Source organism: Agromyces sp. NPDC004153 (genome assembly GCF_053603635.1).
On the sequence record NZ_JBSGFY010000001.1, the window covers coordinates 2498152 to 2512961 of the forward strand.

The window sequence follows — 14810 nt, forward strand, 5'->3', positions numbered from 1 at the left end:
ATGGGGGGATGGATCCCGTCGCGGCGCTCGAGGAGATCGCCTTCCTGCTGGAGCGCGACCGAGCCTCGCGGTACAAGTCCACGGCGTTCCGCAGGGCCGCGGCGATCATCGAGGAGTACACGCCCGAGGAGCTCGCGGCGCGCGTGCGCGATGGCCGCCTGAAGCGCACGAAGGGCATCGGCGACAGCACGTACGCGGTCATCGCCCAGGCGGTCGGGGGCGAGGTGCCCGACTACCTCGCCGACCTGCGCGAGCGCAGCGGCCCGGCGGTCGCGGCCGCGAAGCCGGGGCTGCGTGCGCAGCTGAAGGGCGACCTGCACAGCCACACCGAGTGGAGCGACGGCACGACCCCCATCGCGACGATGGCCCGGGCGGCCGAGCTCGTCGGTCTCGAGTACCTCGTGGTCTCCGACCACTCGCCGAACCTCACGGTCGCGAACGGACTCAGTGTCGAGCGGCTGACCGAACAGCTCGGCGTGCTCGACGAGCTGGACGCGGCACGGGAGGGCGGCATCCGGCTGCTCTCGGGCATCGAGGTCGACATCCTGCTCGACGGAGCGCTCGACCAGACGCCCGAGATGCTCTCGCGCCTCGACGTGGTCGTCGCCAGCGTGCACTCGAAGCTGCGCATGGAGTCACGCGAGATGACCCGGCGGATGCTGGGCGCCATCGCCCACCCGCAGATGAACGTGCTCGGCCACTGCACCGGGCGCCTCGTCGAGGGCTCGCGCGGCACGCGGCCGCAGTCGACGTTCGACGCGCGCGCCGTCTTCGCCGCCTGCGCCGAGCACGGGGTCGCGGTCGAGATCAACTCCCGGCCCGAGCGCCAGGACCCGCCTGACGACCTCATCCAGCTCGCGCTCGAGGCCGGATGCCTCTTCAGCATCGACAGCGACGCGCACGCGCCGGGGCACTTCGCGTTCCTCGAGCTCGGGGCGGCGCGCGCGGAGGCGAACGGCGTGCCCGCCGAGCGGATCGTCACGACCTGGCCGGCGGACCGGCTGCTGGAGTGGTCGCGCCGGAACCGGTGATCGGCAGCTTCGCCCGTCGGGCGGGCGTCAGCCGCGTCGGGCTGCGTCGACGACCGCGGCGACGGTGGCCTCGTCCGTCGGCAGGTGCGCCTCCTCGAGTCGCTGGCGCGCCATGGCCGTGAGGTCGTCCACGTGTCCGAGCTCCGCGTCGCCGCGCATCTGCTGCGCCACGCCCGCGATCTTCTCGTCGATGCCGGCCTCGCGGCTGCCGTCCTCGATGGGTGCGTCCTGGGTGTCCATCGGCTCAGCCTCGCACGCGGGGGCCCTCGCCGCCGCCCCTTGACAGCCGCGCTCGAATACGGATCTTTGCCGGACGCAGGGGGGCGCGTACAGTGGTCGCACCGATGGGAGGACCCGACCCCCGAGGAGCTGGCATGAGCGGTGTGACGCGCACGGCGGTCGTCATCCACGACCTCGACTCGGCCGAGCGCGAGCTCGGCGCCCACTTCCCCGACGTCCGCCTCGGACGGGTCGAACGCGAGGGCTTCCGATCGACGTTCGCGACCACCGCCGGCGACCGCTTCACGGTCATGGAGTACTCGTTCGAGGGATCCGGCGCCGCGACGTCGGGATCGGAGGACCTCGTCGTCATCATGAGCCGTGGCCGCGGCTACGAGCTGGCGCACGGCCGGGAGGCCGTCGACACCTCGCGACCGTTCCTCGCGCCGGCGGAGGGACTCGCCGGGCGCTGGGACGCGTTCGACGCCAAGCTCGTGCGGCTCGACCTCGGTGCCGTCGAGCGGATCGCGCAGTCGGCCGCGGGGGATCCGTCGTTCCGCCTCGTCCGGCGAGGCACCGCGCCCGTGTCGGCCGAGCGCGCCCGCCACTGGAGCCTCGCGCTCGGCGCGTTCGAGCGCATGCTCGCCGAGGCGCCCGAGGCCTTCGACTCGCCGATCTTCGCCGAGGGGATGTTCCACCAGCTGGCCACGGCGTTCCTGCACGCCTTCGACACGAGCTGGGTCGACGTCGCCGAGCGCGGCGACGGCCACGGTTCGCCGACGGCGGTCGTGCGGCGCGCCGTCGAGTACATGCACGAGCACGCGGGCGAGGCCATCACGGTGCAGCAGGTCGCGGATGCCGCGTTCATCTCCACGCGCGGCCTGCACTACGCGTTCACGCGCGACCTCGGTCGATCGCCGTCGGAGGTGCTGCGGCGGATCCGACTCGAGCGGGCGCGCGCCGAGCTCGCGGCATCCGATGGACGACGCACCGTCGCCGCGATCGCGCGGCGCTGGGGCTTCGCCAACGCCTCGCGGTTCGCGCAGGCGTACCACCGGGCGTTCGGCGAGCACCCGGGCGAGACCCTCAGACGCTGACCGGCTCGGGGACGCCGACGGGCACGCCCTCGCCGGGGCGTCCGACGGGTCGCGGTGGCTCGAGCGGCTCGGGCACGGCCATGAGGCCGCTGTTCGCGTTGGCCGAGAGGGCGAGCAGTTCGAGCCAGGCCCGGTTCAGCGCCGGACGACGATTGCCTGAGTAGACGAACTCGATGGCGATCGACGGGCCGATCCAGCACACGATCTGCTGCGCGCCGTCGTCCCACGTGAACGTGAACGACTCGCGGCGGCGCAGCTTGTTGATGATGACCACCTGCAGGTGCGCCATGGTGCGGTCGTCGACGGCGAGCGAGATTCCGCCGTTGTAGATGAGGGTGCCCATCGGGGTCTCCAACCGGTCGGGGATCCGCGGGCGGGGTGTGCCGCGGAGGACGCGCGAACCGAGGGTTCGGCCGGCGGGGCCCCCACCGCCGGCGTTCGTCCGCTCACACCGTATGGCGGGCGCCGTCTCAGGTCGCCGCCGTCGGAGCATCCGTTCCGCCAGCGGATGCCGCCGTTCCGATCGCGGATGCCGCGGGGCGCCCGAGCACGGCCGGTCCGTGCCGGCGCGCGCCGGGCCGATCCCTCGCTCAGTGCGTGCGCAGCTCGTTCAGCACCTCGACGAGCACGTTCGAGATGCCGTTCGCCTGGATGGCGAGCTTCGCCACGGCGTCGAACACCGCGCTGCCGGGTGCGACCTCGCCGCTGTCGGCGAGCGCGCCGATCGCCTCGGTGGTCTCGGACGCCAGCGCCTTCAGCATCTGCGCCCGCTCGATCGGGTTGATGGCCATTCGGGCTCCTCGCGTTACGCGTCGGTGACGGGCGGATGGTGCGGGCTGCGGTGGACCTCCTCGACGTGCGCGAGCCCCGGCGCGTCGGGGTCGTCGACGATCGGACGGTCGGCCATGAAGAGCCGGATGACGTGCGCGAGCTCGTCGGGATGGCTGAAGTTGATGGCGTGCGCGGCACCCTCGATGACCACGAGCACGACGTGGTTGTCGGTGTTGGTCGCGACCTCGCGCACGATGGCGGGCGGCGGCATGAGCGGATCGCGGTCGCCGACCACCGCGAGCGTCGGGATGTGCAGGGCGAGCAGGCGCTCGTACGACGGGTAGCGCGTGAGCGACCTGAACATGCGCACGGTGCTCGGGATGCCGAACTTGAGGTAGTCGGGCACGGCGACCCGCAGCATGCGCTTCGGCTCGCGGCCGCCGTCGCGCGCGAGCTGCGTGATGGCCCCCATGAGTGGCTGGTTGTAGACCCCGCCGGCGGGTGAGACGAGGATCGCTCGGTCGATGCGGTCGGGGAAGCTGTAGGCGAACTCGGTGATCACCGGGCAGCCCATCGAGTTGCCGACGAGCGTCGCCCGCTCCACGCCGCGGTCGTCGAGGAACCGGGCGGCGGTCTGCGCCAGCCCGGGCACGTCGAGCGCCCGCGGCGCGCGCCAGCTCCGCCCGAACCCGGGGAGGTCGGGCACGTACGTGCGGTACTCGTCGGCGAGCCGCTCGGCCGTCGGCAGCAGGTACCGGCCCGAGAGCCCGAAGCCGTGCAGGTGCACCATGACGGGGGCGTCGGCCGGCGGGTGGGGGGACTCGCGATAGAACACGTCGACGCCGTCGATCCTCGTCCAGTGCTCGGCCAGGCTCGACTCCGGCCGGCGGGGTCCGCGCGGCTGGGGGCGCTGGGCGCCGCGGACGTCAGGTGCCGACAACGCCGCCCCCTCGCCCGATGGCCACCAGTGCCCAGACCATGCCGGCCCCCGATCCACGTCTGCGATGCCGCGCGGTGCTGCCTTCAGGGCGAGTCTAGATCGAAGCCCCGGCCCGAACGTATGGTGGGCACGACCCGTCCGAACATCCGGAAGGAGCACGCATGTCCATGCCAGCCGATCCATCCGCTGGGGCGAGCGTCCCGGCGAGGAACGTGGTCCTCGTGCACGGGGCGTACGCCGACGGGTCGTCGTGGGCCGACGTCATCGCCCTGCTGCAGCAGGCGGGCCTGTCGGTCACCTCGGTGCAGAACCCGCTCACCACGCTCGACGACGACGTCGCCGCCACCCGCCGTGCGCTCGACCGGCAGGACGGCCCGACGGTGCTCGCGGGTCACTCCTGGGGCGGCACGGTCATCTCGGAGGCGGGTCTGCACCCGAACGTCTCGGCGCTCGTGTTCGTGGCCGCCCGCGGCCCCGACGTCGGTGAGGACTACGCCGCGCTCGCCGCGCGCTTCCCGACGCCGCCCGCCATGGCGGGGCTCGTCAAGGAGGCCGGTTTCATCCAGTTCGGCGAGGAGGCGTTCCTGGAGGACTTCGCGAACGGGGTCGACCCCGACCGGGCGCGCGTGCTCTTCGCCGTCCAGGGCCCGATCTCGGACACGCTCTTCGCGAGCCGCACGACCGTGGCGGCCTGGCGCGAGAAGCCCAGCTGGTACGCGATCTCGGCGCAGGACCGCACCACGTCGCCCGAGCTCGAGCGGTTCGTCGCCGAGCGGATGGGGGCGACCAGGGTCGAGGTCGAGAGCGGGCACCTCTCGATGGTCACGCATCCCCGCCAGATCGCCGACCTGATCCTCGCGGCGAGCGGACGCGGCTGAAACGATCGAGAGTGCTCGAACGGTCGGAATGATCGCGTCATTCCGACGTTTCGAGCACTCTCGGCGCCGCGTCGCGGCATCCGTGGTCGTCGCTCAGCCCGACGTGCTGCCCGTGATCATCGCCGCGCGGACCTGCTCGAGCACGAGCTCGGGGCGCTCGTTGCCGATGAAGTGGCCGCTGTCGGTCTGCGTGACGTGCGCGGCGCCGAGCGAGGCCGCGAGCCGCGTCTGCGCCTCGATCCACGCCGGCCAGTAGGTGGTGGCGTCACCGATGCCGAGGTAGTCGAACGGCCGGTCGGCGGTGAGCACCGCCACCGGCATCGAGGGGAGCGGCGGCGTCGCGGCGAGCGCGGCGATGCTGGCGGGGTAGTCGGGCGCCTCGCCGCCGGGGTTCGCATCGCCGGCCTTCGCGATGTCGGCCATCCACTGCGCCCAGACGTCGGGCGGAAGCGTCTCCTGCAGGTACTGCGAGCCCGGGTCGACCAGCACGAGCCCGGCCACGTCCTCGGGATGCTCGCGCGCGAAGGTCGCCGCGATCATGCCACCCCACGAGTGCCCGACGACGACGTAGGGCCCCTCCACCTCGGCCTCGGCGAGCATCGCCGCGAGGTCGGATGCCGCGTCCTGAGACGTCGTCGGCTGCGGCACGTCGGTCGATCGGCTCGGCTGCCCGTCCATCTGCTCGGTGCCCGGACGGTCGTACGCGCACACGCGCGTGGACATGGCGGCCTGCGGGTACACCGCGTCGTCGGAGGGCACCGCCGGGTCGGTCGCACTGGTCGGGTCGCCGACGTACTCCCAGTCGTCGGCGGCCACGCCGGCGCCCGAGATCAGGACGACCGTCGGCGATCCGCTGCCGCTGCACTGCAGGAACACCTCGCGTCCGTCGCCGAGGTCGACGAGGCCTGACCGTTCGCCGTCACCGGGCACGAAGGCATCGGATGCCGCGGTCGAGGCGTCCGACGCGACGGGGCTGCCCGTCCCGGTCTGGGCGACCGGGCCCAGGCTGCAGCCCGCGAGCAGCGCAAGCACGCCGACGGCGCATCCCGCGGCGAGCGTGTGTCGGTGCTCCCGATGGGCCGGCATGCGAGACCTCGATTCGCCGGATGCGTCCCAGGTGCGGCACCTGCTCGACCAGGTGTCGGCGCGGCCCCCGACACGCCGCAATCTAGTCCCCGGCCTGCAGGTGCGGCAAGGTCGGCGATCGCGCCGTCGCGGCATCCGTCGAACGCCTGCGAAGAGCTGGATGTTGCGCGTCAGTGCGAATCGCGGCTGACCGTCGAGCCCGACCCACCGACGAGGAAGTCGAGGTCGGCGCCCTGGTCGGCCTGCAGGACGTGGTCGACGTAGAGGCGTTCCCAGCCGCGGCGCGGATTCGCGTAGCCGTCGATCGTCGCCTCGTTCGGCCGGCGGTTCGCGAGCTCGTCGGCCGGCACGTCGATGTCGAGTCGGCCGGCGCGCACGTCGAGGGAGATCCAGTCGCCGGAGTTGACGAGCGCGAGCGGCCCGCCGGCGGCGGCCTCGGGGGTGACGTGCAGCACGACGGTGCCGTAGGCGGTGCCCGACATGCGGCCGTCGCAGATGCGGACCATGTCGCGCACGCCCTGTTCGAGGAGCTTCTTCGGCAGCGGCATGTTGGCGACCTCGGGCATGCCCGGGTAGCCGCGCGGGCCGCAGCCGCGCAGGACCATGACCGAGTCGGCATCGATGTCGAGGTCGGGGTCGTCGATGCGGGCGTGGAAGTCCTCGATCGAGTCGAACACGACGGCCCGTCCGCGGTGCTTCAACAGGTGCGGGGATGCCGCCGCCGGTTTGATGATCGCCCCGCCGGGAGCGAGCGACCCACGCAGCACCGCGATCCCCGCGGCCGGGAGCAGCGGCGTTTCGCGCGGCGTGATGACCTCGGGATCCCAGATCCGGGCGTCGTCGAGGTACTCGACGAACGGGCGACCGGTGATCGTGAGCGCGTCGGGGTCGAGCAGGTCGCGAACCTCGCGCATGACGGCGAGGAATCCGCCGGCCCGGTAGAGGTCGTCCATCAGGTACTTCCCGGCGGGCTGCAGGTTCACCAGCAGCGGGACCTGCTCGCCGATGCGGTCGAAGTCGTCGATCGTCAGCTCGATCCCGAGGCGGCCCGCGATGGCGAGCAGGTGCACCACGGCGTTGGTCGAGCCACCGATCGCGGCGAGCGCGACGATCGCGTTGTGGAAGCTCCCGGCGGTGAGGAACGTCGACGGCCGCCGGTCGTCCGCGACGAGCTGCACCGCGAGCCGTCCGGTCTCGTGCGCCGCCTCGAGCAGCCGCGCGTCGGGCGCGGGTGTTCCGGCGAGCCCGGGCAGCACCGTGCCCAGCGCCTCCGCCACCAGCGCCATCGTCGACGCGGTGCCCATCGTGTTGCAGTGCCCCTTCGAGCGGATCATCGACGACTCCGACTTCAGGAACATCGCCTCGCTCAGCGTGCCGGCGCGCACCTCCTCGCTGAGCCGCCACACGTCGGTGCCGCAGCCGAGCGCCTCGTTCCGGAAGTGCCCGCTCAGCATCGGCCCACCCGGCACGACCACGGCGGGCAGGTCGACGGATGCCGCGGCCATCAGCAGCGACGGGATCGTCTTGTCGCACCCGCCGAGCAGCACCACGCCGTCGATCGGGTTCGCGCGCAGCATCTCCTCGGTCGCCATCGCCGCCATGTTCCGCCACAGCATCGCCGTCGGCCGCACCTGCGTCTCGCCAAGCGACACCACCGGGAGCTCGAGCGGGATGCCGCCCGCCTCGTAGATCCCGTTCTTCACCGACCGGGCGACCTCGGTCAGGTGCGCGTTGCACGGCGTGAGATCCGACGCGGTGTTGGCGATCGCGATCTGCGGCCGACCCGTGAACGCGGAGTCGGGGACCCCACGACGCATCCACGCCCGGTGGATGTACGCGTTCCGGTCGTCGCCCGCGTACCAGGCGGAACTCCGCAGGACCTTGCTCATGATCTCCACCCTTCGGAATAACGGGTCCGTCATGTGAGACTGCGGTGAGCATATGGCCCGAGAGGGGAGACGCGCGAGCATGTCGGCACCGGAGTCCCCCGCATGAGCGCCGACCGGCTGACGCTCGCCACGGCAGAGCCGGGCGTGCTGTCCGAGGGACCGTTCTGGGACCCGGTCCGCCGCAGCATCCACTGGGTCGACATCCGCCGCGGCGAGGTGCTCACCGGCACGCTCGCCGACGACGGGACGATCGACGCCGTCGGCCGAGTCTCGCTACCCGGCACGGTCGGCGCCATGGCCCCGTCGGCGACGGGGGAGTGGATCGTCGCGAACGGCGACGATCTCGTCGTGATTCGAGACGGCCGGGTGGTGCACCGCATGCCCGTGATCGGCAGCGACGGTGCGCGCCGGTTCAACGACGGCAAGCCGGATGCAGCGGGCCGATTCCTGGTGGGCACGATGTCGCTCGCGGGGCCGTCCGAGCGCGAGGAGCTGCTCGTGGTCGAGCGCGACGGCTCGCAGCGCGTGCTCGATGACGACCTCACCCTCGCGAACGGCCTCGGATGGTCGGTCGACGGCGCACGCCTCCACACGATCGACACGCTCCGGCGACGGGTGTACACGCGCGACTACGACATGGAGACCGGAGCGACCGGGCGCCGGGAGCTGCTCGTCGAGCTCGACGCGGGCTTCCCCGACGGCATGTGCGTCGACGCCGAGGACCACCTCTGGATCGCCGTCTGGGGGCTGGGACAGGTGCGCCGCTACACCCCGGGCGGCGATCTCGTTCGCGTGATCGAGGTGCCCGCCCCGCACACGTCGAGTGTCGCGTTCGCTGGGGCCCGGCTCGACACGCTCGTCATCACCACTGCGGCCGACGAGTTGTCGCCACCGCAGCTCGAGCAGTACCCGCACTCCGGATGCCTCTTCACGATCGTTCCGGGCGTCACCGGGCTGCCCCAGCCGCTGTGGGCCGGTTTCGTCGACGCGAGCGGCGGGGATCGAGCATGAGGGCGCTCGTCATCACCGGCCCGGGTCGTGCCGAGGTGCAGGACGTGCCCCCGCCCGCGGCAGTGCCTGGCGAGGTCGTCGTCGACGTGGGCCGCGCCGGAATCTGCGGGACCGACCTCGAGTTCTTCAGCGGCGAGATGCAGTATCTCCACGACGGGCACGCCACCTACCCGATGCGCATCGGCCACGAGTGGATGGGAACGGTGTCCGCGGTCGGCGACGGCGTCGATCCGTCGTGGCTCGGTCGTCGGGTCACCGGCGACACCATGCTCGGCTGCGGGGTGTGCCGTCGGTGCCGCACGGGCTACCAGCACGTCTGCGCCGACCGGTCCGAGATCGGCATCCGTCGTGGCCGGCCGGGCGCACTCGCCGAGCAGGTGGCCGTGCCCGCTCGCGCCCTGCATGCGCTGCCCGACACCGTGGACGACATGGCCGGCGCGCTCGTCGAGCCCGGCGGCAACGCCTTCCGCGCGGTGCAGGCCGCCGCCCTGGGGCCGGGCGACCGCGTGCTCGTCACGGGCCCCGGCACGATCGGACTGCTCTGCGCGATGTTCGCACGGGCAGGCGGCGCCGAGGTGCACCTCCTCGGGCGCAGCGAGCGCTCCCTCGACTTCGCGCGTGCGCTCGACTTCGAGCAGGTGTGGTCGGAGGATGCGCTCCCGGAGCTGCCGTGGGACGCCGTCATCGACGCATCCAACGCACCCGAACTTCCCGCCAGGGCGGTCGAGCTCGTGGAACCGGGCAAGCGCGTCGTCTACATCGGCCTCGCGGGCTCGCCCAGCCTGCTCGACACCCGGATGCTCGCGCTCGCCGACGTCACCGCGGTCGGGATCCTGAGTGCGTCACCCGGCCTCGAGGGCACGATCCGCGCCTTCGCGCACGACCAGGTCGATCCGCGCCCGCTCGTCGCCGCGACCGTGTCCCTCGGGGACCTGCCGGCGGTGCTCGCGGGCGAGCGCCCCGAGGGCTCGGGCCCGGGGCCGAAGTTCCACGTCGCGATCTGACGCGTGGTGACTCGCCTGCAAGCACCGAGACCCCGGGATGCCCCGGGGGTCTCGTCGCGGTCGCGTCGGCCTCAGAACGTGAGCAGCACCTTCGTGGCGCGTCGCTCGTCCATCGCGCGGTAGCCCTCGGCGGCCTGCTCGATCGGCAGCGTCAGGTCGAAGACCGTTCCCGGGTCGATCCGGTCGCGCATGATGAGGTCGACCAGGTCGGGCAGGAATCGGCGAACTGGCGCGGGTCCGCCGTGCAGGTGCACGCCGGAGAAGAACACCTCCAGTCCGGGGAGCTCCACGTCATGCGAGACGCCCACGTAGCCGACGTGGCCGCCCGGGCGGGTGGAGCGGATCGCCTGCATCATGGACTCCTGCGTGCCGACGGCCTCGATGACCGAGTGCGCGCCGAGCCCGCCGGTGAGCTCCTTGACCTTCGCCACGCCGGTGTCGCCGCGCTCCTCCACGATGTCGGTCGCGCCGAAGCTCCGCGCCAGCGCCTGCCGGTCGGCGTGCCGGCTGAACGCGATGATGCGCTCGGCGCCGAGCTCGTGGGCGGCGAGGATGCCGAGCAGTCCCACCGCACCGTCGCCGACGACCGCGACGGCCTTGCCCGGCCCCGCCTCGGCGGCGACGGCGGCGAACCAGCCGGTGCCGAGCACGTCGGATGCCGCGAGGAGGCCGCGGACCTGACGCTCGTCGGGCTGCCCCGGCACGGTCACGAGCGTGCCGTCCGCGAACGGGATGCGGGCGTACTCGGCCTGCGTGCCGTCGAGCCCGGTGGCGTGCACGCAGCGGGACTGGTAACCGGCCCGGCAGATCTCGCAGGTGTTGTCGGACGCGAAGAACGACCCCACGACGAAGTCGCCCGGCTTCAGGGTGGTCACGTCCGCGCCGATCTCCTCGACCACGCCGACGTATTCGTGGCCCATCGGGATCGGCCACTGCGGGTCCTCCGCGCCGCGATAGGGCCAGAGGTCCGATCCGCAGATGCAGGCGGCGGTGACGCGGATGATCGCGTCGGTCGGCTCCTGGATCACGGGATCGGGGCGGTCCTCGACGCGGATGTCGCCGGGGCCGTGCATGATGACACCACGCATGGGGGGTGTGCTCCTTCTCTTCGGGGTTATCGGTCCGCAGCCGTCGCGAGGGCGTCGGCTGCAGGGGTGTGGGGGTCGATCGAGGCCGCCCGCGTCTGGTCGCGACGCGGCGCGAGCAGGGCGACGGATGCCGCGGCGAGGGCGATCCCGGCGACGGTGACGATGCCGAGCGGCAGCATGGTCCCGGCGCCGGCGATCCCGACCAGCGGCGCCGCGGCGCCGCCGAAGGCGAAGCGCGCCATGCCGAGCAGCGAGGACGCGGTGCCCGCCATCTGCGGGTATCCGGCCAGGGCGATCGTGGTGGTCGGCGGCGAGGTGACCGCCACCCCGCTGACCATCATCAGCAGCGAGACGATGACGACGGCGACCGGCAGCGCGAGGATGCCGGCGGCCAGCAAGCTGAGGGCGCCGAGCGCGCACATCACGAGGCCAACCACGAGCGTGCCGTGCAGGCTCCATCGTTCGGCACTGCGTGCGGCGAGCCATCCGAAGACCATGAAGCCCGCGGAGTTCAGGCCGAACGCGAGCGCGTACTGCTGCGGCGAGAGGCCGTAGATGCCCTGGAGCACGTAGGTCGCGCCGGCGAGGTAGGCGAACAGTGCGGCGCTGACGAAGCCGCTCACGAGCACGGCGCCCACGAAGCGGCGATCGCGGAGGAGGGTGCGGTAGCTGCCGACCGTGTGCGCGAGCCCGCCCGTGGTGCGGTGATCCCGCGGCAGCGTCTCGCTGAAGGCGAGCAGCACGGCGAGCAGGATGGCGGCGCCGATGGCCGCGAGGAACAGGAAGAGGCCGCGCCAGTCGGTGACGGTCGCGAGCAGCCCGCCGGCCAGCGGGCCGAGGATCGCGGCGAGGCCGCTGAGCACCGTCACTCGCCCGAAGTAGCGCAGGAGCGCCCCGCCCGAGTACAGGTCACGGCCGGCGGCCTGCGCGATGACGAGTCCGACGCCGCCGGCGAGGCCCTGCACGAAGCGGGCGACGATGAGCAGCTCGACGCTCGGCGCGATGGCGCACCACGCGGAGGCGAGGATGTAGGCGGAGACGCCGATCAGGAGCGGTCCGCGTCGGCCGAACCGGTCGGACATCGGACCGGCGACCAGCTGGCCGAGGGCGAGGCCCACGAGGCACGCCGTCACGGTCAGCTGCGCCATCGATGTGGTGGCGCCCAGGTCGAGCGTCAGCGCGGGCAGCAGCGGCAGGTACAGGTCCATCGAGATCGGACCGAACACGGTGAGCAGGAGCAGCACGGCCGGCAGCAGCCGGCGGGTGGAGGCCGACGCATCGGGAGTGGAAGCGGTGATGGGCACGACATCAAGTGGACGCGATCGCCACCGTTCGAGGGAGTCCCTGACGAACCGTGTACTGGCAGGGCACCCCTCGTCGGCGGCATCCGACCTACCCTGTGAGCATGGACAACCGAGCCGAGGTGCGAGAGTTCCTCATGTCGCGCCGGGCGAAGCTCACGCCCGAGCAGGCGGGCCTGCCGGCCGGACCGAATCGCCGCGTGGCAGGCCTGCGGCGCACCGAGGTCGCCGTGCTCGCGGGCGTGAGCGTGGAGTACTACGCGAAGCTCGAGCGCGGCGCGATCGCCGGGGCATCCGCCTCGGTGCTCGACGCCATCGCCGACGCGCTGCAGCTCGACGACACGGAGCGAGCGCACCTGTTCGACCTCGCGCGTGCCGCCGACGGCATCCCCGCATCGGGCCGTCCACGCCGGCGGACCACCCGGCAGGCGCCCTCGCGGGCGAGCCTGCAGTGGACGCTCGAGTCCATCACGGGCGGCATCGCGTTCGTCCGCAACCAGTACTCGGACCTCCTCGCGACGAACGCCCTCGGACGCGCGTTCTACTCGCCGCTCATCGGCGACGGCGGTCGCACCCCGAATCTCGCCCGCTTCCAGTTCCTCGACACGGCGTCGCGCGAGTTCTACCCCGACTGGGACCTGTTCGCCGAGATGTGCGTCGCGATCATGCGGGCGGATGCCGGGCGCAATCCGCACGACCGAACGATGCAGGACCTCGTCGGGGAGCTCTCGACCCGCAGCGTGACGTTCCGCAGGCTCTGGGCCGCGCACGACGTGCGCACCCACGGGGCCGGCACGAAGCGCTTCAACCATCCCGTCGTCGGCGAGCTCACCCTGGCCTACGAGGAGTTCACGCTCACGGCCGAGCCCGGACTCGTCATGCTCGTCTACACGGCCGAGCCCGGCTCGCCCTCGGCGGAGCGGCTCCAGCTGCTCGCGTCGTGGGCGGCGACGCAGCACGCCACGGCCTGACGCGCCGGACGACGCCGATCCCGCGTTGCCGGTTCAGATCCTCACGAGGTCGTCGGGCTTCCAGGTCTGGTCGTAGAACGCATGCTCCGTGCCATACAACCGGAAGGCCACGATGAAGTTCCGGCCCGGAATCGTCTGCACGAACGCGGCATCCGCTGCTTCGTCGGGTTGGACGGGTCCGAACCAGAGGTCGATCGAGCCGTCGTCGTTGGCCGGGATGTCGTAGTACCCGTTCGTCGACGGCAGCAGCTGCTCGGTCTCGGGCATGGTGCCGTCGACGATGTTGTACGCCGTGGCGGCCCAGAAGAGGCCGGCCGGGATGTTCGGCGGCACGTGCAGCCGGTAGGTGCTGCCGCCGTCGAGGAACGCTCCGTCGGCGTCGCGGTAGGTGTACGGATACTTCGATCCCGCGCCCGTGCTGTGCATGTTCATGGCGGGAGCCGACGAGTAGGCGTACTGGAAGAATCGCGCCCGCGTGTTGACGTCGAGGTAGCTCTCCTGCATCCAGTCGTTCGTGCCGCCCGCCCATGCCAGCTCCCATTGCCGGTCGTGGTAGTACCGGTTCCGCTCGTCGTCGCGGCCGAGCTGCGCGAGCGCGAGGATCATCCGAGGCGCCGTCTCGAGCGCCCGCTCGAGCTGTTCGCGCTGCCATCCGCTCGGTTCGAACGGTCGCCCCTTGATGATGCCGATCGAGGCGAGGACGCCGCGCAGCTCCGGGTCGATGGCGCTCACGGGCTCGTAGTCGACGAACTCCTTGAGCTTCGTCCAGTACGCGAAGTCGGTCGGATACATCATGTCGAGGCGGATGCCGCTCGCGTTCGGGAACTCCATCGGCCGAACGTCCTTCTCCATCTCCCAGAGCGGGAAGACGCGGGTCTGCTCCGCGACCTCGACGCCCGCTGACGGGTCGGGTGCCCCATCGCCCCGTCCCATGATCGTGCGGAAGAACAGGAAGACGTTGTACGTGGACGACCGGAAGGGGAAGTACCCACCGGGCACCGGCCCGTCGTAGTCCGGCGGGAGCAGGAGGTACAGGCCGCCACGAGCGCGGTCGGGGCCGATCGCTCCCACGTCGGTGATGGTGCGCTGGAAGAAGTCGGTGAACATCCCGATGACGTTCGCGGGCGCGTTCACGACGAGCGGGCCGGTCTCCTTGAGGTCGAGGTAGCTCATCGAGTAGATGACATCCGCGTTCGGCGTCGGCACCCACGTGCGCGCGTCCATGCGGTCCTTCCAGATCGGCAGGACCTGGTAGCCGCGACCGAACGCCGCTTCCGAGCCGTCGCGCATGCCGATCACGTTCAGCGCGGGCTGCATGGTGAAGTACGCGTGGATCGCGCGCTGGTAGAAGAGCTCAGCTCGCAGCGCCTCGGCTTCCTCCTGGGGCAGCCAGTTGCCGCCGTTGACCTGCCGCACCAACGGCGACGTGGTCTCCGCGTCGCCGAACCCGATGTCACGCCCGTCATCCGTCATGGATCCCCCGATCGAACGCGCCGCACATGTCGGCGTCGGGCTTCAGCTTGA

General features: G+C 72.0%; 15 protein-coding genes. 6 read left to right on the forward strand and 9 right to left on the reverse strand.

All coding sequences use genetic code 11. The features are described 5' to 3' along the window. Positions 1–8 precede the first annotated feature (8 nt). Complete coding sequence (locus ACWEOH_RS11735; protein WP_452031114.1) at positions 9–1031, forward strand: PHP domain-containing protein; 1023 nt, start codon at positions 9–11, stop codon at positions 1029–1031. 27 nt (positions 1032–1058) lie between these two features. Here ACWEOH_RS11735 and ACWEOH_RS11740 read toward each other — a convergent pair whose 3' ends face one another. Continuing rightward, complete coding sequence (locus ACWEOH_RS11740) at positions 1059–1271, reverse strand: hypothetical protein (RefSeq protein WP_452031116.1); 213 nt, start codon at positions 1269–1271, stop codon at positions 1059–1061. A 134-nt stretch (positions 1272–1405) separates the two neighbouring features. Here ACWEOH_RS11740 and ACWEOH_RS11745 point away from each other — a divergent pair, with 134 nt between their 5' ends. After that, entirely contained in the window at positions 1406–2347 is a 942-nt protein-coding gene (locus ACWEOH_RS11745) for a helix-turn-helix transcriptional regulator (protein ID WP_452031118.1), read from the forward strand. Here ACWEOH_RS11745 and ACWEOH_RS11750 read toward each other — a convergent pair. The 3 genes from ACWEOH_RS11750 to ACWEOH_RS11760 all read right to left on the reverse strand — a co-directional run bounded on the left by ACWEOH_RS11750 (position 2337) and on the right by ACWEOH_RS11760 (position 4058). Next, positions 2337–2690 (reverse strand): DUF7882 family protein, encoded by a 354-nt coding sequence (locus ACWEOH_RS11750; RefSeq protein WP_452031119.1) that lies wholly within the window; start codon positions 2688–2690, stop codon positions 2337–2339. The genes ACWEOH_RS11745 and ACWEOH_RS11750 overlap by 11 nt on opposite strands. A gap of 247 nt (positions 2691–2937) precedes the next feature. Then, entirely contained in the window at positions 2938–3138 is a 201-nt protein-coding gene (locus tag ACWEOH_RS11755; protein ID WP_452031121.1) for a hypothetical protein, read from the reverse strand. Positions 3139–3152: 14 nt separating this feature from the next. Continuing rightward, complete coding sequence (locus ACWEOH_RS11760) at positions 3153–4058, reverse strand: alpha/beta fold hydrolase (RefSeq protein ID WP_452031123.1); 906 nt, start codon at positions 4056–4058, stop codon at positions 3153–3155. A gap of 167 nt (positions 4059–4225) precedes the next feature. Between ACWEOH_RS11760 and ACWEOH_RS11765 the strand changes: the two genes are divergently transcribed. Further along, positions 4226–4936 carry an alpha/beta fold hydrolase gene (locus ACWEOH_RS11765; RefSeq protein WP_452031125.1) on the forward strand — a complete coding sequence of 237 codons (711 nt, stop codon included), beginning with the start codon at positions 4226–4228 and terminating at the stop codon, positions 4934–4936. A 93-nt stretch (positions 4937–5029) separates the two neighbouring features. On the opposite strand, the gene ACWEOH_RS11770 is transcribed toward ACWEOH_RS11765, so the two are convergent. Together ACWEOH_RS11770 and ACWEOH_RS11775 are read right to left on the reverse strand one after the other, a co-directional pair. After that, positions 5030–6022 (reverse strand): alpha/beta fold hydrolase, encoded by a 993-nt coding sequence (locus ACWEOH_RS11770; RefSeq protein ID WP_452031126.1) that lies wholly within the window; start codon positions 6020–6022, stop codon positions 5030–5032. A 170-nt stretch (positions 6023–6192) separates the two neighbouring features. Further along, positions 6193–7911, reverse strand: coding sequence for an IlvD/Edd family dehydratase (locus tag ACWEOH_RS11775; protein WP_452031128.1), 1719 nt, complete (start codon positions 7909–7911; stop codon positions 6193–6195). A gap of 102 nt (positions 7912–8013) precedes the next feature. Between ACWEOH_RS11775 and ACWEOH_RS11780 the strand changes: the two genes are divergently transcribed. Then, entirely contained in the window at positions 8014–8922 is a 909-nt protein-coding gene (locus ACWEOH_RS11780) for an SMP-30/gluconolactonase/LRE family protein (RefSeq protein WP_452031130.1), read from the forward strand. Next, positions 8919–9926, forward strand: coding sequence for a zinc-dependent alcohol dehydrogenase (locus tag ACWEOH_RS11785; RefSeq protein WP_452031132.1), 1008 nt, complete (start codon positions 8919–8921; stop codon positions 9924–9926). The genes ACWEOH_RS11780 and ACWEOH_RS11785 overlap by 4 nt, the downstream gene beginning before the upstream one ends. A 71-nt stretch (positions 9927–9997) precedes the next feature. Here the strand turns inward: ACWEOH_RS11785 and ACWEOH_RS11790 are convergent, their stop codons facing one another. Both ACWEOH_RS11790 and ACWEOH_RS11795 read right to left on the reverse strand, forming a co-directional pair. Continuing rightward, positions 9998–11014: a zinc-dependent alcohol dehydrogenase family protein gene (locus tag ACWEOH_RS11790; RefSeq protein WP_452031134.1), complete on the reverse strand. Its 1017-nt coding sequence runs from the start codon at positions 11012–11014 to the stop codon at positions 9998–10000. A 26-nt stretch (positions 11015–11040) separates the two neighbouring features. Continuing rightward, positions 11041–12312 (reverse strand): multidrug effflux MFS transporter, encoded by a 1272-nt coding sequence (locus tag ACWEOH_RS11795; RefSeq protein WP_452031923.1) that lies wholly within the window; start codon positions 12310–12312, stop codon positions 11041–11043. 107 nt (positions 12313–12419) lie between these two features. On the opposite strand from ACWEOH_RS11795, the gene ACWEOH_RS11800 reads away from it, so the two are divergent. Next, the gene (locus ACWEOH_RS11800; RefSeq protein WP_452031136.1) at positions 12420–13286 is read left to right on the forward strand and encodes a helix-turn-helix transcriptional regulator; all 867 of its coding nucleotides are present in this window, start codon (positions 12420–12422) and stop codon (positions 13284–13286) included. 33 nt (positions 13287–13319) lie between these two features. Here ACWEOH_RS11800 and ACWEOH_RS11805 read toward each other — a convergent pair whose 3' ends face one another. Next, a complete protein-coding gene (locus tag ACWEOH_RS11805) occupies positions 13320–14759 on the reverse strand; it encodes a DUF1254 domain-containing protein (protein ID WP_452031138.1) in 1440 nt (479 codons plus the stop codon). Positions 14760–14810 lie beyond the last annotated feature (51 nt).